Origin of the sequence: Pseudomonas sp. QC2 (assembly GCF_002859085.1) — a bacterium.
GTDB classification, from domain to species: Bacteria; Pseudomonadota; Gammaproteobacteria; order Pseudomonadales; family Pseudomonadaceae; genus Aquipseudomonas; species Aquipseudomonas petroselini.
In genome coordinates this window covers 316,063-335,841 of the sequence record NZ_PKKS01000010.1, presented here as the reverse complement: position 1 = coordinate 335,841, position 19,779 = coordinate 316,063, and the positions used below count along the sequence as shown (strand labels likewise).

17 protein-coding genes are annotated in these 19,779 nt (G+C 62.8%); 8 read left to right on the top strand and 9 right to left on the bottom strand.

Annotated elements, in window-relative coordinates; translation table 11 throughout:
- Position 1: 1 nt before the first annotated feature.
- Complete coding sequence (locus QCBJ_RS11000) at positions 2-883, top strand: LysR family transcriptional regulator (RefSeq protein ID WP_012724845.1); 882 nt, start codon at positions 2-4, stop codon at positions 881-883.
- Here QCBJ_RS11000 and QCBJ_RS10995 read toward each other — a convergent pair.
- Together QCBJ_RS10995 and QCBJ_RS10990 are read right to left on the bottom strand one after the other, a co-directional pair.
- The gene (locus tag QCBJ_RS10995; RefSeq protein ID WP_102060819.1) at positions 870-1,907 is read right to left on the bottom strand and encodes an AraC family transcriptional regulator; all 1,038 of its coding nucleotides are present in this window, start codon (positions 1,905-1,907) and stop codon (positions 870-872) included. The genes QCBJ_RS11000 and QCBJ_RS10995 overlap by 14 nt on opposite strands.
- A 1-nt stretch (position 1,908) precedes the next feature.
- A complete protein-coding gene (locus tag QCBJ_RS10990) occupies positions 1,909-2,823 on the bottom strand; it encodes a GGDEF domain-containing protein (RefSeq protein WP_012724843.1) in 915 nt (304 codons plus the stop codon).
- Between the two features lie 381 nt (positions 2,824-3,204).
- Between QCBJ_RS10990 and QCBJ_RS10985 the strand changes: the two genes are divergently transcribed.
- From QCBJ_RS10985 to QCBJ_RS10965, 5 genes are all read left to right on the top strand, one after another.
- Entirely contained in the window at positions 3,205-5,718 is a 2,514-nt protein-coding gene (locus QCBJ_RS10985) for a TonB-dependent receptor (protein WP_102060818.1), read from the top strand.
- A 142-nt stretch (positions 5,719-5,860) separates the two neighbouring features.
- The gene (locus tag QCBJ_RS10980) at positions 5,861-7,726 is read left to right on the top strand and encodes a phytase (protein ID WP_102060817.1); all 1,866 of its coding nucleotides are present in this window, start codon (positions 5,861-5,863) and stop codon (positions 7,724-7,726) included.
- Between the two features lie 47 nt (positions 7,727-7,773).
- Complete coding sequence (gene tolQ / locus QCBJ_RS10975) at positions 7,774-8,466, top strand: protein TolQ (RefSeq protein ID WP_012724840.1); 693 nt, start codon at positions 7,774-7,776, stop codon at positions 8,464-8,466.
- A 15-nt stretch (positions 8,467-8,481) separates the two neighbouring features.
- Positions 8,482-8,928: a protein TolR gene (gene tolR, locus QCBJ_RS10970; RefSeq protein ID WP_012724839.1), complete on the top strand. Its 447-nt coding sequence runs from the start codon at positions 8,482-8,484 to the stop codon at positions 8,926-8,928.
- Positions 8,925-9,698 carry an energy transducer TonB gene (locus tag QCBJ_RS10965; protein ID WP_102060816.1) on the top strand — a complete coding sequence of 258 codons (774 nt, stop codon included), beginning with the start codon at positions 8,925-8,927 and terminating at the stop codon, positions 9,696-9,698. Before tolR ends, QCBJ_RS10965 begins: the two co-directional genes overlap by 4 nt.
- 100 nt (positions 9,699-9,798) lie before the next feature.
- Here the strand turns inward: QCBJ_RS10965 and QCBJ_RS10960 are convergent, their stop codons facing one another.
- The 7 genes from QCBJ_RS10960 to QCBJ_RS10930 all read right to left on the bottom strand — a co-directional run bounded on the left by QCBJ_RS10960 (position 9,799) and on the right by QCBJ_RS10930 (position 17,722).
- Complete coding sequence (locus tag QCBJ_RS10960; RefSeq protein WP_102060815.1) at positions 9,799-10,743, bottom strand: D-isomer specific 2-hydroxyacid dehydrogenase family protein; 945 nt, start codon at positions 10,741-10,743, stop codon at positions 9,799-9,801.
- Positions 10,740-11,918 carry an acyl-CoA dehydrogenase family protein gene (locus tag QCBJ_RS10955; protein ID WP_102060814.1) on the bottom strand — a complete coding sequence of 393 codons (1,179 nt, stop codon included), beginning with the start codon at positions 11,916-11,918 and terminating at the stop codon, positions 10,740-10,742. Before QCBJ_RS10955 ends, QCBJ_RS10960 begins: the two co-directional genes overlap by 4 nt.
- A gap of 30 nt (positions 11,919-11,948) precedes the next feature.
- A complete protein-coding gene (locus tag QCBJ_RS10950; protein WP_012724835.1) occupies positions 11,949-12,632 on the bottom strand; it encodes a peroxiredoxin-like family protein in 684 nt (227 codons plus the stop codon).
- Positions 12,629-13,993, bottom strand: coding sequence for an LLM class flavin-dependent oxidoreductase (locus QCBJ_RS10945; protein WP_102060813.1), 1,365 nt, complete (start codon positions 13,991-13,993; stop codon positions 12,629-12,631). Before QCBJ_RS10945 ends, QCBJ_RS10950 begins: the two co-directional genes overlap by 4 nt.
- A gap of 12 nt (positions 13,994-14,005) precedes the next feature.
- A complete protein-coding gene (locus QCBJ_RS10940; RefSeq protein WP_102060812.1) occupies positions 14,006-14,980 on the bottom strand; it encodes an ABC transporter substrate-binding protein in 975 nt (324 codons plus the stop codon).
- Positions 14,981-15,530: 550 nt separating this feature from the next.
- Positions 15,531-17,114 carry a rhodanese-related sulfurtransferase gene (locus QCBJ_RS10935; RefSeq protein ID WP_102060811.1) on the bottom strand — a complete coding sequence of 528 codons (1,584 nt, stop codon included), beginning with the start codon at positions 17,112-17,114 and terminating at the stop codon, positions 15,531-15,533.
- Positions 17,111-17,722, bottom strand: a complete 612-nt coding sequence (locus QCBJ_RS10930; protein WP_012724831.1) for a cysteine dioxygenase — start codon at positions 17,720-17,722, stop codon at positions 17,111-17,113. Before QCBJ_RS10930 ends, QCBJ_RS10935 begins: the two co-directional genes overlap by 4 nt.
- A 217-nt stretch (positions 17,723-17,939) precedes the next feature.
- On the opposite strand from QCBJ_RS10930, the gene QCBJ_RS10925 reads away from it, so the two are divergent.
- Positions 17,940-18,845, top strand: a complete 906-nt coding sequence (locus QCBJ_RS10925) for a LysR family transcriptional regulator (RefSeq protein WP_102060810.1) — start codon at positions 17,940-17,942, stop codon at positions 18,843-18,845.
- A gap of 107 nt (positions 18,846-18,952) precedes the next feature.
- On the top strand, positions 18,953-19,747 hold the full coding sequence (locus QCBJ_RS10920; protein WP_064054438.1) for a class II aldolase/adducin family protein: 795 nt from the start codon (positions 18,953-18,955) through the stop codon (positions 19,745-19,747).
- The last annotated feature ends 32 nt before the right edge of the window (positions 19,748-19,779 follow it).

Sequence of the window (19,779 nt, the reverse complement as noted above, 5' to 3'; positions counted from 1 at the left end):
AATGAACCCCTTTGAAGACATGCGCCTGTTCTGCCAGGTCATGGAGTCCGGCAGCTTCACCGCCGCCGCCGAACAGCTGGGCCTGTCCAAGCAATTCGTCAGCCGCCGCCTGATCCAACTCGAAGACCGCCTGGGCGTACGCCTGCTCAACCGTTCCACGCGCCGTTTGGATGTCACGCCACTCGGCCAGAGTTACTACGAATCCGCCTTGCGCCTGCTCAGTGAAGTCGAGCAAGTGGAGCAGGGCATCGCCGGCCAGAACAGCGAGCCGCGTGGCACCATCCGTCTCAGCGCGCCGTTGTCGTTTGCCATGGCTCACCTGGGCTGCCTGTTGCCGCTGTTCTTGCAGCGCCATCCCCAGGTGTCGGTGGAGGTCGATTTGAGCGACCGTCCGGTGGACCTGATCGGCGAAGGCTACGACCTGGTGCTGCGCATCGGCACCCTGGAAGATTCCACCTTGATTGCCCGCCGTATCGCCAGCATCCCACGGGTGTACTGCGCGAGCCCCGACTACCTGGCCCTGCGCGGTACACCGCAAAAGCCGGATGACCTTGCCGAACACGATTGCCTGCCCTACGGCCATGGCCGCCAGGTGCAATGGCGTTTCAAGGGCAAGGTGCAGGCGTTGAATGTGAGCGGGCGCATGCGTGTAAACAACGGCGATCTGCTGCGCGACACCGCCATTGCGGGCTTGGGCGTGACCTACCTGCCGACCTTTATCGTCGGCGAAGCGGTGAAGGACGGCCGCCTGGTGACGGTCCTGGACGAGTTCGCCCCCGAGGCGCTGACCCTGTCGGCGGTGTACCCGCAACACCGGCAAAGCTCGCGGCCGGTGCAAGCGCTGGTGGAGTTCCTGCGCGAACGCCTGGCTAGCGGCTGCTGAACAGCTGGCGGATCAGGTTGGGCGTGCTGCCGGTCCAGCGCTTGAACGCGCGGCGAAAGTTGGCCGCATCGTTGAAGTTCAGGTACGCCGCCACTTCGTCATTGCTGTAGCCCTTGACCTGATACAGGTGCAACGCCACCTGCTTGCGCACACGGTCCACCTGCTGCTGAAAACCGGTGTCGTGCTTGTGCAGCTTGCGCTTGAGGGTGGCCGGGCTCATGGCGAAGGCGTGCGCGGCCTGTTCCAGGCTCGGCGATTGGCGCACCTGCTCGTGTAAATAGGCGTAGAGGCAGTCGAGAAAACTGCCGGCGAAGCCCAACTGTTCGATCTGCTCGCGGGCTTGCTGGCGCGCCACCTGGCCTGCGGTGGCCGAGGCCCCCGGCCAGGCGCGGGTGAGGTATTCGCGCGGGAGGCTCAGCATGTCCAGCGGCCGCTCGAAGCGTGTGTCTTCCCCGAGGTGTACCCAGTATTGCTCGACGTAACGCGGCTCGGCATGGCTGAAACTGCACACCCACGGCAGCCGCTCACCGCTGAGCCATTGGCTCATGGCGACCACCGACGTCATGCTGGCTTCCAGCAAAAAGCGCCAGTGCTCCCCGGCGCCGCAACTGTCCAGCCAGTACAGGTAGGCGTGGTGTTCATCCAGCTCCAGTTGCAGGGTGACCAAGGGGCTGAGCAGCACCTGTTGCTGGATCAATATGTCCAAGGCCTGGTGCAGGTTTTGCGCATGGCCGAGGGCATGGCTGGCGGCGCCGTAATAGCCCGGCAATAGCCGCTGCCCAAACAGGAAGCTGCTGTCGTCGGCGTCGAGTAACTTGCGGCTGTTACCGATCAAGGCGAGAAACTGCTGGGGGCTCAACCGCGCGTTGCCCGCCAGGATATCCTCGTGAAACAGCCCGGTACCCCGCAGCAGGCGATGACTGTCGATGTCGCGGGACAACGCCAGGTCGATCAGCGTGGCGGGTTGGTAATGCCCTGGGATGAAGCGGCTGTCGCTTTCATACCAGTTGGTTTTCACCGCCATCTCAGGCGCTTTTCGCGAGCGGTTGCTTGGCCCGCGCCAGCGCGAGGTTCAGACGCTTGAGCAAGTCCGGGGGCGATTCCTCCAGGGCCATGACCACGGCGGTGGTCGCCGCCAGTTGCAAGCGCTCACCGTGCAACCGGGTCTTGTGGGCCAGGCCGCGCACGGCTTGCTGCAACTCCAGCGCGAGCTCCTTGGCCTGGCGCTCACCGGTGTTGGGCAGCAGCACCACAAAGCGGTCGCCGGCCAGGCGGCACAGCAGGTCCTGGCGGCGCAGGTTGAGCAGCAACAAATGGCTGAGGGCCTGCAACACGGCATCGCCCTCGGCATGCCCGTAGGCCTGGTTGATGGCGGCGAAGTTGTCCAGGTCCAGCGCCAGCAGTGACAGCGGTTGCTGTTGGTCGTGGCTGTCTTGCAGGCTGTCGGCCAACTGGCGCTTGAGGTAGTCGGCACCGGCCAGGGGCGTGAGTTTGTCGAACAGCCGATGCTCACGGAACAGCCGCTCGCGCTTCTCCATCTGTGCGCTGATTGCCAGTTGTTCGCGGTGCCAGTGGTAGATGCCGATGGTCAGCAGGATCATGCCCACCGGCATCGGCCCGGACTCCAGCCAGTGGTCCCAGGTGATGCTGTCGGGCAGGCGGATAAACTCGTCGAGGCTGTCGATCCACCAGGAAAAAAAGATGCATGACAGGCCCAGCGCCAGGTAATTGGTGACGCGCCCGGCCGGGCGGCTTTTCAGCACCAGGCCCAGCCAGACCAACGCCAACAGCGCGGATCCGCCTTCGCCGAAGATGTCCAGCCACACCCATTCGCTGACGCTTTTCAACTCGCCGCAGGCCAGGTGCAGGATCAGCCCGAGGTTGGCGGCGATCAGCAACAGGGAGAGTTTCCAGCGGTGGGGCTTGAGCACGGAAAACATGGCCGCGGGTCCTCGGGAAAATGAGCGATGGGCGCCAGCACAGCAGATGGATGTGACGGTTGGATGACGGTGGGGGAGGGTCGAATCAGCTCATGCCGCTAACAATGAAAAGCAAAAAATGTGGGAGGGGGCTTGCCCCTGATAGCGGTGGGTCAGTGAAAAATCAGGGGGCTGACCCACTGCTATCGGGGGCAGGCCCCCTCCCACAGTAGATCTTCACAGGTCATTTCAGCTCATTCCAACTTAAGATCCTGCTCAAACCCTCGGTTTACGGGGCTCCGCGCCGATCGCTGTCACAGAACCGTCATCCCCCACCCCTAGCGTGCCCTCCCAGTTGCCGGGCCCGTTGCCTGGCGCCAACGGATTCTTGGGGAGGATTGCATGTACAAGCGCACCGGGCTCGTCAGCTTCACGCTTACCGCCTTGGCCCTGGCGATGGCCAGCGAGCGGCTGAATGCGGCCGACGCGGCCACCACCGAGCACGTCGAAGTGGTTGGCCAGGCGGCGGCCATGGACCAGGCACTCAAGGAGCAGCGCAAGTCCGACAGCATCAAGAGCGTGGTGCATGCCGACGGCGTGGCCCAGTTGCCGGATGAAAACGTCGCCGAAGCGGCGCAGCGCCTGCCAGGCATCAGCGTGGAGCGCGACCAGGGTGAAGGGCGCTTCGTCAGCGTGCGTGGCCTGGGCCCGGACCTCAACAGCGTGACCATCAACGGCACCCTGGTGCCCGCGCCGGAAAGCGCGCGGCGCGCCGTCGCACTGGATGTGCTGCCCTCGGAACTGGTGCAGTCGCTGTCGGTGATCAAGACCCTCACGCCGGACATGGACGCCAACTCCCTCGGCGGCACGGTCGATGTGCAAAGCCTGTCGGCCTTCGACCACAAGGGTTTGTTCTACACCGGCAGTACCGAAGCCAGCTACGACAAGAACACGCGCCAGACCAGCCCGAAATTCTCCGGTGCGGCCAGCAACCGTTTCAGCCTGGGCGACGGCATCGACAACTTCGGCGTGGCCGCCGCGCTGAGCTGGCAGAAGCGTGACTTCGGCTCGGACAACGTCGAGACCGGCGGCGCCTGGGACTTCACCGACGGCGCCAAGCTCAATGAGTTCGAACAGCGCGACTACGACATCAGCCGCGAACGCGCCGGCGGCGGCCTGAACTTCGACTACAAGCCCGACGACCTCAGCAGTTACTACCTGCGCACCCTCTACAGCCGCTACACAGACACCGAAACCCGCAACGCCGCCAGCCTCGAATTTGCCGACCCCCAGGCACCTGGTGAGTTGGGCGACGCCGAAGCCAAGCGCAAGCTGAAAAACCGCGAAGAAACCCAGGAAATCCAATCCTACGTGTTTGGCGGCGAACGCATGCTCGGCCTGTGGACCCTGAGCGGCCAGGCCGGCTACAGCCAATCCAGCGAAGACAGCCCGGCGCACATCGCCGGTGCCACCTTCGACGGCGGTGACTTTGCCAACAGCGGCTTCTATGACCAGGACAAACCACGCCCGATCATCGGCAGCGGCTTCTACGACGCGCGTAACTTCACCCTCGACAAAGTCGACTGGGAAAAACAGAACACAAAAGACACCGAGAAAAACCTGCGCCTGGACCTGGCCCGCGACTACGACCTGAGCGGCTATGCGTCCCAGGTGAAATTCGGCGGCAAAGTCAGCCGCCGCCACAAAGACAATGACCTGGACGCCTGGGTCTACAAAGACTTCGACACCCTCGGCTTCAGCGCCGACCAGCTCAACCTCAGCCAATTCCAGAAAGGCAGCGTCGACTACCGTCTCGGCAACTACGGCCCCGGCATCAGCCCCGGCGCTATCAAGCAGCTGATCGGCAGCCTCAACCCGGCGGACTTCTATGACGAGACCGAATCACGGGTCAACGACTTCACCATTCGTGAAGACATCAACGCCGGCTACCTGATGAACACCGTCGATATCGACGACTGGCGCTTCATCGCCGGCCTGCGCTACGAGGGCACCGAGTTTGAAGCCAAGGGCACCGGCGCCACCGATGGCGTGTTCACGCCGACCGAGACCAAGCGCCGTTATCACCACTGGCTACCGGGCCTGCATGCGCGCTACCAGATCGACAAGAACACCCAGGTACGCGCGGCCTGGACCAAGTCGGTGGTGCGCCCGACCTTCGGCCAATTGGCGCCGGGGTTTGTCATCGACGATGACGAAGCCACCTTTGGCAACCCGGACCTCAAGCCCCTGGAGTCGAGCAACCTGGACCTGGGCATCGAGCACTTCATGGGCCGCGCCGGCACCGTCTCGGCCTTCGTGTTCTACAAAGACATTAAAAACTTCGTCTACAACACCGACCTCGCCGGTACCGGCGCCTGGACCAACTTCGCCGAGGCCCATACTTACGCGAATGGCGACAGCGCCAAGCTCTACGGCCTGGAACTGGCCTACTCACAGAAATTCGACTGGCTGCCTGCACCGTGGAACGGCCTGCTGATCGGTGCCAACAGCACCTTCAGCCGCTCCAGTGCCGACATCGAAGGCTTCGACAGCACCAGCGGGACGAACCGCAAGCGCAACATCAGCCTGCCCAACCAGTCCGACACCGTCGGCAACCTGATGCTCGGTTGGGAAGACGACAAGCTCAGCCTGCGCGTCTCGGCCAACTACAAATCGGCGTACCTCTATGAGCTGGCCTCGATCAACGACAAGGCTCACGACCTGCACGTCGACGCTCAGACCTTTGTCGACTTCAGCGCGCGCTACTCGCTGACCAAGAACCTGCAAGTCAGCTTCGAGGCGCAGAACCTCACCGATGAGTCGTACTTCGTCTACACCGGCCACCGTAGCTACAACGGCCAGTACGAGGAGTACGGCCCCACCTACAAGCTGGGCCTGACGTTCACCCATTTCTAACCCACACCTCGATTCCAATGTGGGAGGGGGCTTGCTCCCGATGGCGATGGGTCAGGTACACATTGATTGGCTGATACACCGCTATCGGGAGCAAGCCCCCTCCCACATGGATCTCCATTGCTTTCGAAGGATTTGTTCGTTCATGAGAATCTCCAAGCTGTACCTGCTGATCGCGTTGGCCGCTTGCTCACCGGTAATGGCCGCCGACCTGGCGCTGACGCCTTGGGCACCCAGCCTGAATGCCGAAGCCATGGCCTTCCTGCCCAACGGCAGCGAACGCCTGGCTGCCGGCCCCCGCGACGGCCTGCAACTGCTCGACAGCAAGGGCGCTGAGCTGGCCCGCTTCACAGGCAATTTCAGCAGCCTCGACACCCGTGTCGTGGGTGCCCAGGTGCTGGTGGCCAGCCTCGACAACGACCGCCAACAGGCCTTGCTGATCAGCCTCGATGCGTCCACCAAGACCTTTGGCCAACCGCTGTACCTGCCCACCCGCGATTACCCGGTGAATGGCCTGTGCCTGTACCGCGACGGGGCGGCCAATCTGTTTGTGTTCCTGGTGGGCGAGGAGGGCAAGGGCGAGCAATGGCTGGTAGGCAACGGCTCGACGTTGCTCGCCGAAGCCCAGCGTGTACGCGGCTTGCCGCTGCCACCGTCGGCGCAGTTCTGCCAGGTGGATGACGCTACCCAGCAACTGGTGGTGAATGAAGAAAACGTCGGCTGGTGGGCCTACCCGGCGCACCCGGAAGCCGATGTCAAACGCGCCCCGGTCGCCCTGTTCGACAACCCCAAGCGCGAAGCCGGGGCCATGGCGCTGGTACCGGGCGGTGTGGTGGCGCTTGACCCCAAGACCGCCCAGTTGCACCTGTTCCAGCACAGCGGTGAGCGTTGGGTCGAGCAATCGAGCCTGACGTTGCCAGGTCTCAAGGAACCGGAACAACTCAGCGTTAATGGCCAGCACCTGCTGGTGCGTGATGACGACACCGGCAAGCTGTATCAGGGCACACTCAACTGGCAAGCCAAACCTGTGGCGGCCGCGCCGGTACTGCCGGAAGTCGCTGCGCTGCGCCAGACCGATCCAGTCGGCCGCCAGGGCGATGCAGCGGATGACCCGGCGATCTGGATTCACCCCACGCAGCCGGAAAAAAGCCGCGTGCTCGGTACTAACAAGAAGCAGGGCCTGCTGGCCTATGACCTCGACGGCAAGCTGTTGCAGGAACTGGCGGTCGGCCGCCTCAACAACGTCGACGTCCGCCCCCACTTCAAGCTCGGCGCGCACACCGTCGACCTCGCCGTGGCGAGTAACCGTGATCGCAACAGCCTGAGCCTGTTCAGCATCGACCGCCAGAGCGGCGAACTGCGTGAAGCCGGTGAAGTACCGACGCCGCTCAAGGACATCTACGGTATCTGCCTGTTCCAGCCCGCCGGCGGGGACCTCTACGCCATCGCCAACGGCAAGGACGGCACCTTCCTGCAATACCGCCTCAGCGCGCCGGATGGCCGTGTGCAGGGCGAGCTGGTGCGCCAGTTCAAGGTCGACAGCCAGCCCGAAGGCTGCGTGGCCGATGACCAGCGCCAGCGGCTGTTTATCGGTGAAGAAGATGTCGGCGTGTGGGCGGTGGATGCGCGTGCCGACCAACCGGCCACGCTCACCAGCGTGATCAAGGTCGGCCCGCAACTGCAGGCGGATGTCGAGGGCCTGGCGCTGTACCAGAGCGATAAGCGCGATTACCTGGTGATCTCCAGCCAAGGCAACGACAGCTATGTGGTGGTGGATGCCGAGCCGCCGTTTGCCACGCACGGTGCTTTTCGCGTGGGCCTGAACGCCGCCGCCGGCATAGACGGCGCGTCGGAAACCGATGGCCTGGAAGTCACCGCCCTCAACCTCGGCGGGCCCTGGAGCCAAGGCATGCTGGTGGTGCAGGACGGGCGCAAGCGCATGCCCGAGCAGACCCAGAACTTCAAGTTCGTGCCGTGGGCGGAGGTGACCCGCACACTGAAATTACCCTGAACGGTCATCAGCCGGTCATCACTTTTTAATCGAATAGGAGCCTAACCATGCACGCGACGATGGAACATATGACGATCTGGGGTTTGATCAGCGACGCCAGCCTGTTGGTCAAGGCGGTGATGGTCACTTTGCTGCTGGCGTCCTTGCTCAGTTGGTACCTGATCATCCAGCGCGGCAGTGTGCTGCGCCGCCTGGAGCGCCAGTTGAACGGCTTTGTGCGGCGCTTTCGTGCCGCGTCCGACCTGCAGCCGCTGTACCGCGAAACGGTGCAGGCGGGCGAGGGCGGCATTGCGCCGATTTTTATCGCAGGCGTGCAGGAATACCAGCACCTGCACAGCCATGATCCGGCCGTGTTGGAAGGTGTCGAACGTGCGTTGCAGGTAGCGATCACCGAGCAGGAAATCGAGTTGGAAAAGGGCCTGCAATTCCTTGCGACCGTGGGCTCGGTGAGTCCCTACATCGGTCTGTTCGGTACCGTGTGGGGGATCATGAATTCCTTTATCGGCTTATCCCAGGTCCAGCAGGCGACGCTGTCGACGGTGGCGCCGGGCATCGCCGAAGCGTTGATCGCCACCGCCATCGGCCTGTTTGCCGCCATCCCGGCGGTGATCGCCTACAACCGCTTTGCGGCACGCGGCCAGACCTTGCTCACCCGCTACTACGCCTTCGGCAATGAACTGCAAGTGCGTCTGCACCGCACCTTGCGCGGTACGCCGATCAACTTGGCCGTGGCCGCCTGAACAAGGAGCAAACCGATGTTGACCAGGCCGCAACGCAAGCACGGGCCCAAGGCTGAGATGAATGTGGTGCCTTACATCGACGTGATGCTGGTGCTGCTGGTGATCTTCATGGTCACCGCGCCGATGTTGACCCAGGGCGTGAAGATCGAACTGCCCAAGGTCGCCGCCGAAGCGCTGGCCACCGACACCCGCCAGCAGATCCTCACGCTGTCGGTGAAGGCCGACGGGGGTTACTACTGGAACCTCGGCGGCGAGCTCGACACCCGGCACCAGACCGACAGCGCCGTGACCCTGGATGAAATGGGCGCCAAGGTCATGCAGGTAGTGGCGGCGCGCAGCGACACCCAGGTGTACATCCGCGCCGATGACAACGCCGGATACGGCCGGGTGGTCGCGGCCATGGCGGTGTTGCAGAAAGGTGGTGTGAGCAACTTGGGGCTGGTGACCGAGGCCCCGCAATGACGGCGATGATCATGCACAGTCCGACGTTAACGATGGCGCACGGGCAACCGTCCGGGTTCTGGAGAAACAGCTTCGCGGCGAGCCTGGCAGTGGCGCTGCACGTGGGCGTGCTGGCAGCGCTGATGCTGGGTGGGTCAACAGAAAAAACGCCGGTGCAAGCACCCAGAGTGATGCATACCCAGTTGGTGATGATGCCACCTGCGCCTGTTCCTGCTCCCGCTCCCGCTCCCGCACCTGAGCCGGTGGCCCTCACACCTCCGGAGCCCGTCGCTGTTCCCGTACCGGTGAAGCCCACCGTCGATCCGCAGATCCAGGCGCAGAAACTTGAGAAGGCCGCCTTGGCGCGCAAGCGTGTCGAAGACAAGAAAATCGAGCAACAACAAGAACGCTTGGCGACTGAACAGCGCAACCGCGAGCTGGAGCAACAGCGAGTGAACCAGGAACGCCTCGCCGCTGAACGCGCCCGCCCCGCAGCACCCGCCCCCGCGCCAGCCTTCGACAGCCGTCAATACCAGCCCTTGAGCAAGGAAGCGCCGGATTACCCCGAGCGTGCCCTGGACAAGAACATCGAAGGCGATTGCTCAGTCGAATACACCGTCAACATTCAGGGCCGTGTGGAAAACCCCAGGGTGCTCGACGGCTGCCACCCGCTGTTCATGCGACCTTCATTGGCGGCGGCAAATACCTTCCGCTACCAGCCACGGATTGTTGATGGAAAACCCGTGCCCGTGCCAGCAGTGCGCAACACGTTCCACTACCGCATCAAGTAACCCACCTTTATGCGTTATGGGGATGATACTTTTTGCCTGACCACAATACCCAATGTGGGAGGGGGCTTGCTCCCTCCCACCTGTTGATTGCTGTTCGGCGTTATGAATTCGCCAGGTTCTCCAACGTCCTACCGTCGATATACCGCTCCAGGTTCGCCAAAAACGTATCGGCAATCTCGTTGCGGCTATTGGTCGAAATCGCCGATGTGTGCGGCGACAACCTCACCCTTGGATGGGTGTACAACGGATGCCCATCCGGCAACGGCTCCGGCTCGGTTACATCCAGCGATGCCAGCCCGATCTGCCCGTTATCCAGCGCTTCCAGCAGCGCCTCCTGGTCCAGCAAGCCACCCCGTGCAATATTGATCAAGTGCAGCCCTGGCTTGGCGCTGCCCAGCACATCACGGTTGATGATATGCCGTGTGGACTCGGTCAGCGGTGCCGCCACCACCAGGTGATCGGCGCGCGCGAACAGGTCGTGAATGTCCTTGGCGGCTTCAACCCCCGTGCTGAACGGCGCCGGGCTTTGACGCAGCGCCACCACCTTGATCCCCAAGGCCAGGGCTTTTTGCGCCAGGCTTTCGCCAATCGCACCAAACCCCAGGATGCCCAGCGTCGTGCCCTTGAGCGGGCGCAGCGGGGTGAATTGCCACTGGGCGTCCTTCACCCAGATCTCCGGTAGATGCTTGGACGCGGCAAAGATCGCGGCCAAGGCAAATTCGGCCAGGTTGTCGGCGGCACTGCCGCGCGAGGTGGTCACCGGCGGCCCGTTGAACAGCCACTGCGGGTAGAAGTCGATGCCCGACGAGACCAGGTGCACCCACTGCGCGCCGTACGGCCAGCCCGGTGGCGGCGTGTCCGGCGCGGTGTAGCCACGCACGTTGATCGGGCGCAGCAATAGAATGTTGGCCTGGGGCGGCAGGTCGCTGGGTACGCCCACGGGTACGCCGATCACTTGCGCGCCGGGGTGGATCGAGGCCAGGCGCTGGCGGATCACGTCGTTGTAATCTTCGTCCAGCTGGCTGGCAATAATCACCTGGCTCATGGGCGTTCCTTGTGGCGTTGGGCGAAGACGGCTTTGCCGACACCTTGCAACACGGCGTCGTTCTGCGGGGTGTGCACGCGGCTGCAGAGCACATCGCGGTAATGCCGTTGCAGTGGGCTATGGCGCGACAGGCCTGGGTTACCCGAGGCCTCGATGGCCAGCTCCACGGCGCGGATGGCGTTGTGGGTGACCAGGTACTTCAACTGCGCGGCATTGGCCAACGGGGTATGGCCTTCTGCCGCGGCGTCGAGCAGGCTGCGGTTGGCAAACAGCAGGGTGTCGATGTGGCCGACGGTTTCCTGGAAGCGCGGCAAGGTCGACAGCGCGGCGCCAAGGTTGGACGGCTGGCGCTCTTCCAGCCAGTTCACCAGCCAGTCCCGCGCGGCCTGGGCCACGGCGTCGTACACCGAGGACAACAACACCGACATCCACAGGAAACCCTCGCCGTCCAGCTCCGGCGAGGGCGCGCTCCACGGGCTGACGCTGACGGCGTGATCGAGTGGCACCCGCACGTTGTCGAGCACCACTTCGTGGCTGCAGGTGGCGCGCATGCCCAGGTGGTCCCAGGTGTCGATGATGCTCACGCCGGGGCTGTCTTTTGGCACCAGCCAGGCGCCGACCAATGGATCGGCGTCATCGCTGCGTGCCCACACGCTGAACCAGCTCAGGCCATGGCTGCCGGTGGAGTAGATCTTGCGTCCGCTGATGCGCCAGCCTTCGGCAGTGCGCACGGCGGTCGTCGCCGGCAGGCCGCCACGGGCCGGGGTGCCCAGGTCGGGCTCGACGCGCAGGGCGTTGATCAGGGCGCCGTCGCGCACAGCGTCATTCGCCACTTGCGTGCGCAAGTGCGCCGGCCACGTCTTGCTGTCTTGCAGGCGTGTGTGTTGCAGGTACTGCATCACCAGGATCAGCGCGGTGGACGGTTCGCCCTTGGCAATCGCACTGATCGCCTTGCGCGCCTGGGGCAGGCTGGCACCGCCGCCGCCCAGGGACTTGGGCACCGTGAGGGCGACCAGGCCGTGTTCGTGCAGCAACGTGAAGTTGGCATGAGGGAAGGCGCCGCTCTCGTCATAGAGGTGCGCGGTGCTGGCCAGCTCGGTGCTGAGGCGTTCGAGCAGGGCTTCGAAGTTGGCGACTTCCACGGAGCGCAGAGACGGTTGAGACGATGAAGTCATGATGATTGTACTCGGTCAAAATGTGGGAGCTCAGATAGCGATGCGTACAGGCTGCTCGCCCAACAACCGCTCCACGGCCTGCAGCACCGGCTCAGCTTCAGTGCGCACCAGCCAATCCGGGCTCACCTCCACAAACGCCACCGTGCCGTCCCCGGCAATCACCACCACCGTCGGTTGCGGCAACTCCCAGGTACCGGTGCCGGTGGTTTCGCCAAGGTGATTGCCCTTGGCCAGGGCGGCATTGCGCGATGCCTCATCGGCGCTGTAGAGAATGCCCAGGCGTCGGCCGAGGGTGTTGTCGGGGTCACTGGCCACCTGCAGTTGCAGGGTGTGCCGGGTCTTGATTTCGACCAGGCGCTCAGGCACTTGCGGGCTCACTGCTACCAGCGGCACGCCCAGTTCGCGCAGGCGGGGGTAGAGCTGGCGTTCGTAATAGGGCAGGGCGATGTTGCACGCCGGGCAGCCGGCAAAGCGGAAGAAAATCAGCACCGCCGGACCGTCCGCCAGCAGCAGGTCGCGGTTGAGTTCACCGCCTTCTACAGTGAGCAGGGTGAACGGGGCCAGCTCATCGCCGACCTGCACGTAGTCGTCGGGGCGCGCTTCATCCACCAGGCGCTGGCGCTGGTCGATATTGACCTGCAACGCTTCCGGCGCCCAGGTGGCGACACGTTCGGCGTGCAGGTCCGCCAGTTGACGGTTGAGGGATTCACTCATGCCAGCGCCTCCTGTTTTTCTTCAACCTCGGCGGCGACGCTGTAGCGGTTGGCCGGTACGTCCAGGCCCAAGTTGTCGCGCAGGGTATGGCCCGTGTATTCGCTGCGGAACAGGCCGCGTTGCTGCAACACCGGCACCACCCATTCGGTGAAATACTGCAAACCGTCCGGCAGCACCGAGTTGATGATGAAACCATCGCTGGCGCCGGTCTCGAACCAGGTCTGGATCGCATCGGCGACTTGCTCCGGGGTGCCGACAAAATCACGTTTTGGCCGCGAAAAGTGCAGGGCGACTTCACGCAGGGTCAGGCCTTCGTCCTTGGCCAGTTGTTTGATGCGGTCGGAGCCGCCTTTCTGGCTGTTGGAACCGAGGTCGCCGAGCTCCGGGAACGGCGCGTCCAAGGGATATTTGCTGAAGTCGTGATCGTTGAACGGGCGGCCGAGGGCGACGATTGCGTCTTCCACGGTGACCAGGTCGACGGCTTGCTGATAGCGGCTTTCCACTTCAGCCTCATCGCGGCCGACGATCGGACGAATACCCGGCAGGATCGACAGGCTTTGCGGGTCGCGGCCAAAGCCTTTGGCGCGACGCTTCAGGTCTTGGGAATAGGCCAGGCCCTCTTCGATGCTGTCCACGTGCACAAAGATCGCATCGGCGTTCTGCGCGGCAAAGTTGCGCCCATCCTCCGAGGTGCCGGCCTGGAAAATCACCGGTTGGCCCTGGCGCGAGCGCGCGATGTTCAGCGGGCCTTTCACCGAGAAGAAATCGCCCTTGTGGTTGAGTGCATGCAGCTTGCTCGGGGCAAAAAACTCGCCGGTCTGTTTGTTGTAGGTAAAGGCATCGTCTTCCCACGAATCCCACAAGCCCTGGACCGTGTTCACGTGTTCCTTGGCGATGCGGTAACGCACGGCATGGGGTGGATGCTCGGCCTTGCTGAAGTTGTCAGCGGTGCCGCTCAGCCACGAGGTGACCACGTTCCAACCGGCGCGGCCGCCGCTGATATGGTCCAGGGACGAGAACTGGCGCGCCACCTGGTAGGGCTCGGTGTAGCTGACGGTCACGGTGGCGACCAAGCCAATATTCGTGGTGATCGCCGCGAGTGCCGACAGGATGGTCAGCGGCTCGAAACGGTTGAGGTAGTGCGGGCTGGACTTGGCGTGGATGTGCAGGCTGTCGGCGATGAAGACGAAGTCGAACTTGGCGGCTTCGGCCAATTCAGTCTGCTGCTTGTAGAAACCGAAGCTGGTGCTGGCATTCGGTTGGGCGTTCGGGTGGCGCCATTCGCCCCAGCCGTGTCCCACGCCGTGGACCATGGCGCCCAGTTTCAAATGACGTGGTTTTGCTTGATGTGGCTTGCTCATGTTCTGCTCCTGTTAGCGCGATGCTTGGGCAAGGGGGGCACGCTTGGCGTTGAAGCTCTTATCGAAGCCCTGTGACACGTCGATGTGCTGGGTCAGCAGGCCTTCTTTTTGATAGGTATCGGCGGTCGCTTGCAGGCCGCTGATGACGGAGTCGTCGATGGCGACCGGGGTCAGGTGGGTGTCCTTGGCCACCTCGACGTGCACGGCCAACGGCAGGCCAGTGATCTTGGCTTGGGCGGCGGCGTACTCATCAGGGTGGGTGTTGGCCCAGGCGTAAGCGCGGTCGACGCGTGCGACAAAGTCATCCAGTTGCGGGCGCTTGTCGGCGATGGCTTTTTGGGTCGCCGCGAGGTACAGGTGGTTGCTCAGCAGCTTGTTACCACTGATCAACACGCGAGCCTGGCTTTGCGAAGTGACCACGGTGGTGTACGGGTCCCAGGTGGCCCAGGCATCGACAGTGCCGTTATCCAGCACCAGGCGTGATTCGCTGGGCAGCAGGAAAATGAACTGCACATCCTTGGTGGTCAGGCCGGCGGTGGCCAGGGCCTTGATCGCCAGGTAATGGCCGATGGAACCGCGCCCGGTGACGATCTTCTTGCCCTTGAGGTCGGCGACGGTCTTGATCGGCGAGTCCTTGGGCACCAGCAAGGCAGTGGTGTTGCGCCCTTCGGCGTGGATGATGCTGACCACCTTGAGCGACGCACCGGCACCCAGGGCGAACACATAAGGCGCATCGCCGAGGGCGCCGATATCCACGGCGCCGGCATTCAAGGCTTCGCCCAGGGGCGAGGCGGACGGGAATTCCGACCACTGGATCTCGTAGGGCACGTTTTTGGTTTCGCCGGAGACTTCCAGCAATGCCTTGATCGTGGATTTCTGGTTGGCCACGCGCAGGGGTTGCAGGTCGGCGGCGTGTGCGTTGCCGATCATGCCGAAGGCGAGGGCGGTACCCAGGAGCAGGCGTTTGAAAGGGGTGGTAAGGACCATGGGATGCAGGCTCCAGGCAGATCAAGAAAGGGGTTGATTACCTCCGCCTGGAGAAGGGGTCGGTGCATGGGTTAACGTTATGCCCATAAAAACGCGCTGTGAAGTTCTTTTTGGTTATAAGTTAATTATTAAAATATTTGATTATGTTTGAGTTGATTATTCGATAATTGCATTTGTTGGCGCATTGCGCGTCAAGGCGAATATTCCGTCAGGGGGAATTTTTGTGGTGAGCAGGCTTGCCCTGCGCTGGGGTGCGTAGCAGCCCTATCAATGCACCGGGTTTTTTCGGGTAGAACTTCGGTGGCTGGTTTTGGGGCTGCTTCGCAGCCCAGCGCAGGGCAAGCCTGCTCACTACAGGGGCGCCTTGCCATTGGGGTAACAGGAACAACCTGGCCTGCGCCAGACAGGAGCAAATGCACATCAGGGGAGGGCTTTTTGTGGTGAGCAGGCTTGCCCTGCGCTGGGGTGCGTAGCAGCCCTATCAATGCCACCGTGTTTTTTCGGGTAGAACGCCGGTGGCTGGTTTTGGGGGGCAGGCGTGTCAGGTGGATCAGATCACGTAGAAACCATGGGTGCCGTCGCGAGCCAATTGGTCGACCAGGCCGTACTCCCAATCCAGGTACGCTTGCATGGCTTCCTTGGGGTTGTCGGTGCCTTCGTACGGGCGGCGGTAGCGGTCGATGCGCGGTGAAGCCAGGTGGGTTTCACCTTCTTCCAGCGGCAGTTGCGCGTTGATCCAGCCGGCGGTGCCGTCTTGCAGCAGGAACACTTGCTTGCCGGTGATGGCTTCGACTTCGGCCACCGCCAGGCGCGCCAATTGGCTGCTGCCGCAGGTCAGCACGTAGCGTGGTGCGGCGGGCACCTTGGCCAGGGCCTGGGACAGTTGGGCGCGCAGCACCCACCAGGCACCAGGGATATGGCGTTTCACGTAGTTGGCGCTGGCGGTGAAATCCAGCACCACGGTGTCGCCATGCTTCAGCCACTCGGCCAGGGTGTGCGGGCTGATCAGCTCGGCCTGAGGCGGGGCCGGTACCGGCGCGACCCAGGCGCCTTTTTCGCTGAAGTGCGCCGCGTGCAGGTCATCCAGCACATGCACTTCCCAGCCCAATTGCGCGAGCCAGGATGCGGACATATTGGCCCGCACGCCGTCGTCATCCGCCAGCACCAGCCGGGCGCCACGCACGCTGGCGACGTGGTCGGTTTCCTGCACCAGTTGCCCGCCCGGCGTGGAGCGCGCGCCCGGCAGGTGACCGGCTTCGAATTCTTCCGGAGTACGTACATCGAACAGGTAGGTGGTGCGGGTTTTTTCCTGCTGCCAGGCGTGCAGGTCGGCGAGGGTGGCACGACCCACGCGGGCCTTGTCGGCCACTCGGCGTGCATCCGCAGCGGCAGCCTGGCGATGTGCTTCCGGCGTCGGTGCAAAACGTCGCGATTGACCATGGGCAAGTTTCTGCCCGGCCAATGTCCAGCCGATGGTGCCGTTACGCAGGGCCGACACCGGGTTGGCCACGCCGGCATTGATCAGCGATTGGGTGCCGATAATGCTGCGTGTACGCCCGGCGCAGTTGACGATGATACGGGTGGCCGGGTCCGGCGCCAGTTCACGGGCACGCAACACCAGTTCGGCGCCCGGCACGCTGATGCCGGTGGGAATGCTCATGGTCTGGTATTCGTCGAAACGCCGTGCATCGAGCACCACCACATCGGCCTGGCTGTCGAGCAGCGCCTGCACTTCTTCGGCGGCCAGTGACGGCGTGTGGCGCTCGCTCTCGACTAATTCGCCAAACGCCTTGCTCGGCACGTTCACGTCGATAAACAGCTCGCCACCGGCCTTGCGCCAACCGTCCAACCCACCTTCCAACACACTTACCTGGGTGTAGCCCAGCGCGACCAGGCGCTCGGCGGCGCGGGCGGCCAAGCCTTCGCCGTTGTCGTAGACGGTGACCTGGGTATCGCGCCGTGGAATGCGCGAATACACCTCCAGCTCCAGCTTGGACAGCGGGATATTGGCGGCGAACAACGGGTGGGATTCGGCAAACGGTGCTTCTTCGCGCACGTCGACCAGGGCGACTTCTTCATGGTCCAACAGGGCCTGGCGAATCCGGGCAAAGCTGCGAGTCGATACGGTGGTCATAGGGCAGGGCTCTTTTCTTTGGACAAATCCCAGATGTTCGGGAGGAAGGCGTTGGAGTAGCCGGAGATAAACAGTTTCTCGCTGCCGTCAGGTTGGTACACCGCGCGGCGCACCGCACCGATATTGGCGCCGTACACATGGATGCTGATGGACACCTGGTCGCTGTGAGCATTGCTCACCTGGTGGATGTCACCGACTTTGGGCGACACCGCTTCAACCTGCCCCGGCACCAGCTGGATCGGCTTGCCTTCGGCTACCAGGCGGCCATCGGGGGCACGTTCAAAACCTTGGGAAAACTCTGCCCCGCGCAACATGCCGATCAGCCCCCACACCCGGTGGTCATGAATCGGCGTGCTTTGCCCCGGCCCCCATACAAAGCTGACGATGCTGAAACGCTGGCGCGAATCGGCATGCAGCAAGAACTGCTGGTAGCGCTCGGGGTCGGGTTGGGCGTATTCATCGGGCAGCCAGTCATCATGGCTGACCAGTTGCGCCAATAGCTTGCCGCCACGGTGCAGCAGGTCGCCTTCGCGTGGATTGCCGTCGATCAATTCCGCCAGGGCGCCTATGAAGGCTCTGAGTCTCTCGGGGTGTCGGGCCTGGGTCATGACAATTCCATCGTGTGGTCGGTGGTGATGGGTTTATCTAAGCATAATGTTAATAGTTAATATGCTATTTTTTAATGATTAGCTTATAGCTGAAGGTAATTTATAACGGGTCTGAATAGTGTTAGACGTTATCGATCACAGGGTGGGCTATCCAGGCAGCCTTCCTGCAACTATGCTTCGCACACATCTTAATGACTGTTCTCTATGTGCGGCCCAAATGAAAATTGACGATATCGATGCCTTTGTCGAAGTGATTCGTTGCCAGTCCATCAGCCATGCCGCCGAGTCGTTGCAATTGACCCAGCCGGCCATCACCCGCCGTGTGCAGAACTTCGAGCAGGCGCTGGGCGTGGAGCTGTTCGACCGCAATACCAAACCCCTCAAGCCTACGCTGATCGGCACTCGCGTCTACGAGCAGTGCCGGCTGATCCTGCGCGAGATGGATGCCCTGCGCGAGTTGGTGGCCACCGACGCACCGCCTACCGGCGTGTTACGCCTGGGCGTGCCGCAGACCATCGGCGATGTGGTGCTGTTGGACGCGCTCAAGCACCTGCGTACCGAATACCCTGAACTGCGTGCCCAAGTCGCCACCGGCTGGGGCAGCCAACTGGTGGGCAAGATTGAGCGCGGCGAGTTGGATGCGGCGGCGGCGTTGTTCCCGGCGGGCAAGATCTTCCCGGATAACATCATCGGCGAGTCCATCGGCAAGATGGAACTGGTGGTGGTGTGCGCCAAATCCCAGCTGCCGAAAAAGCCGTGCAAGCTGGCGGACGTCTACCAGAACGGTTGGATCCTCAACCCGGACGGCTGCGGTTTCCGTGCCGGTTTACAGCGGACCTTGTCCGATCAAGGCCTGGCCTTGCGGGTCAACCTGGAAACCTTTGGCACCGAGCTGCAACTGGGTTTGGTGGCGGACGGCCTGGGCTTGGGCCTGGTGCCTCGGCCACTGCTGGAGCGCAGCGCGCATCGCGAGCATTTGGCGGTGATGCCGCTCAAGGACTTCAAGCCGGTCATGGATCTGTGGCTGATCTACCCGCACTTCCTCGGCAACCTGCAGGGCCCGGTGGATGCGTTTGGCAAGTGGGTGGCGGCCTCGTTGCACAAGATCAAGGACGCTGCCTGATATGAAAAAAAATAATAATTAGCTTAGATTAAAATGTGCTTTTTATTATTTTTTTGCATCCCCTAGGCTTGCCTGGAAGTCCTTAAGGCCATCCAGGAAGTTTTGCCATGAGCAGCGTCACCTCGATTTCCAGCGTTTCCAACAATGTTCGCCAACGCGTCACTCCGGAAGAATGGGAAGTGCGCGTCAAACTGGCCGCCGCTTATCGCCTCGCGGCCTTGTACAAGTGGACCGACCACATCTATACCCACTTCTCCGCCCGCGTGCCGGGCCCCGAGGAGCATTTCCTGATCAACGCCTTCGGCCTGTTGTTTGACGAAATCAGCGCCTCCAACCTGGTCAAGGTCGACCTCGACGGCACGATCGTCGATGACCCTACCGGCCTGGGCATCAACTACGCCGGTTATGTGATTCACAGCGCTATCCACGGCGCACGCCACGACCTGCAAGCGGTGCTGCACACCCACACCCGCGACGGTATCGCGGTGTCGGCGCAAAAAGACGGGTTGTTGCCGATCTCCCAGCATTCCATCGGTTTTTCCGGGCGGGTGGCGTACCACGGGTATGAAGGCATTGCCCTCGACCTGGACGAGCGCGAGCGGTTGGTGGCGGACCTGGGCGACAAGAGTGTGATGATCCTGCGTAACCACGGCTTGTTGACTGCCGGTGTCAGCGTAGAACACGCGTTCCAGCAACTGCAGCAGTTGGAGCGCGCGTGCACTATCCAGGTCGCGGCGCAGGCAGCGGGGAATGCGGAGTTGATCTTCCCGCCGAAGGACGTGGTGGAGAAAGTCGAGCAGCAGGCCAAGGCACATTCGACGGGTGAAGGCCCAGGGGTGGCGCGGCATTGGAATGCGTTGATTCGGCAGTTGGAGCGTAGCGATACCGACTATAAAAACTGATCTTAATGTGGGAGGGGGCAAGCCCCTTCCAC

Bases quoted from the DNA above. Each gene is read 5' to 3' on its own strand.
- QCBJ_RS11000 (WP_012724845.1), top strand. From the start codon at position 2: ATGAACCCCTTTGAAGACATGCGCCTGTTCTGCCAGGTCATGGAGTCC.
- QCBJ_RS10995 (WP_102060819.1), bottom strand. From the start codon at position 1,907: ATGGCGGTGAAAACCAACTGGTATGAAAGCGACAGCCGCTTCATCCCA.
- QCBJ_RS10990 (WP_012724843.1), bottom strand. From the start codon at position 2,823: ATGTTTTCCGTGCTCAAGCCCCACCGCTGGAAACTCTCCCTGTTGCTG.
- QCBJ_RS10985 (WP_102060818.1), top strand. From the start codon at position 3,205: ATGTACAAGCGCACCGGGCTCGTCAGCTTCACGCTTACCGCCTTGGCC.
- QCBJ_RS10980 (WP_102060817.1), top strand. From the start codon at position 5,861: ATGAGAATCTCCAAGCTGTACCTGCTGATCGCGTTGGCCGCTTGCTCA.
- tolQ (WP_012724840.1), top strand. From the start codon at position 7,774: ATGCACGCGACGATGGAACATATGACGATCTGGGGTTTGATCAGCGAC.
- tolR (WP_012724839.1), top strand. From the start codon at position 8,482: ATGTTGACCAGGCCGCAACGCAAGCACGGGCCCAAGGCTGAGATGAAT.
- QCBJ_RS10965 (WP_102060816.1), top strand. From the start codon at position 8,925: ATGACGGCGATGATCATGCACAGTCCGACGTTAACGATGGCGCACGGG.
- QCBJ_RS10960 (WP_102060815.1), bottom strand. From the start codon at position 10,743: ATGAGCCAGGTGATTATTGCCAGCCAGCTGGACGAAGATTACAACGAC.
- QCBJ_RS10955 (WP_102060814.1), bottom strand. From the start codon at position 11,918: ATGACTTCATCGTCTCAACCGTCTCTGCGCTCCGTGGAAGTCGCCAAC.
- QCBJ_RS10950 (WP_012724835.1), bottom strand. From the start codon at position 12,632: ATGAGTGAATCCCTCAACCGTCAACTGGCGGACCTGCACGCCGAACGT.
- QCBJ_RS10945 (WP_102060813.1), bottom strand. From the start codon at position 13,993: ATGAGCAAGCCACATCAAGCAAAACCACGTCATTTGAAACTGGGCGCC.
- QCBJ_RS10940 (WP_102060812.1), bottom strand. From the start codon at position 14,980: ATGGTCCTTACCACCCCTTTCAAACGCCTGCTCCTGGGTACCGCCCTC.
- QCBJ_RS10935 (WP_102060811.1), bottom strand. From the start codon at position 17,114: ATGACCACCGTATCGACTCGCAGCTTTGCCCGGATTCGCCAGGCCCTG.
- QCBJ_RS10930 (WP_012724831.1), bottom strand. From the start codon at position 17,722: ATGACCCAGGCCCGACACCCCGAGAGACTCAGAGCCTTCATAGGCGCC.
- QCBJ_RS10925 (WP_102060810.1), top strand. From the start codon at position 17,940: ATGAAAATTGACGATATCGATGCCTTTGTCGAAGTGATTCGTTGCCAG.
- QCBJ_RS10920 (WP_064054438.1), top strand. From the start codon at position 18,953: ATGAGCAGCGTCACCTCGATTTCCAGCGTTTCCAACAATGTTCGCCAA.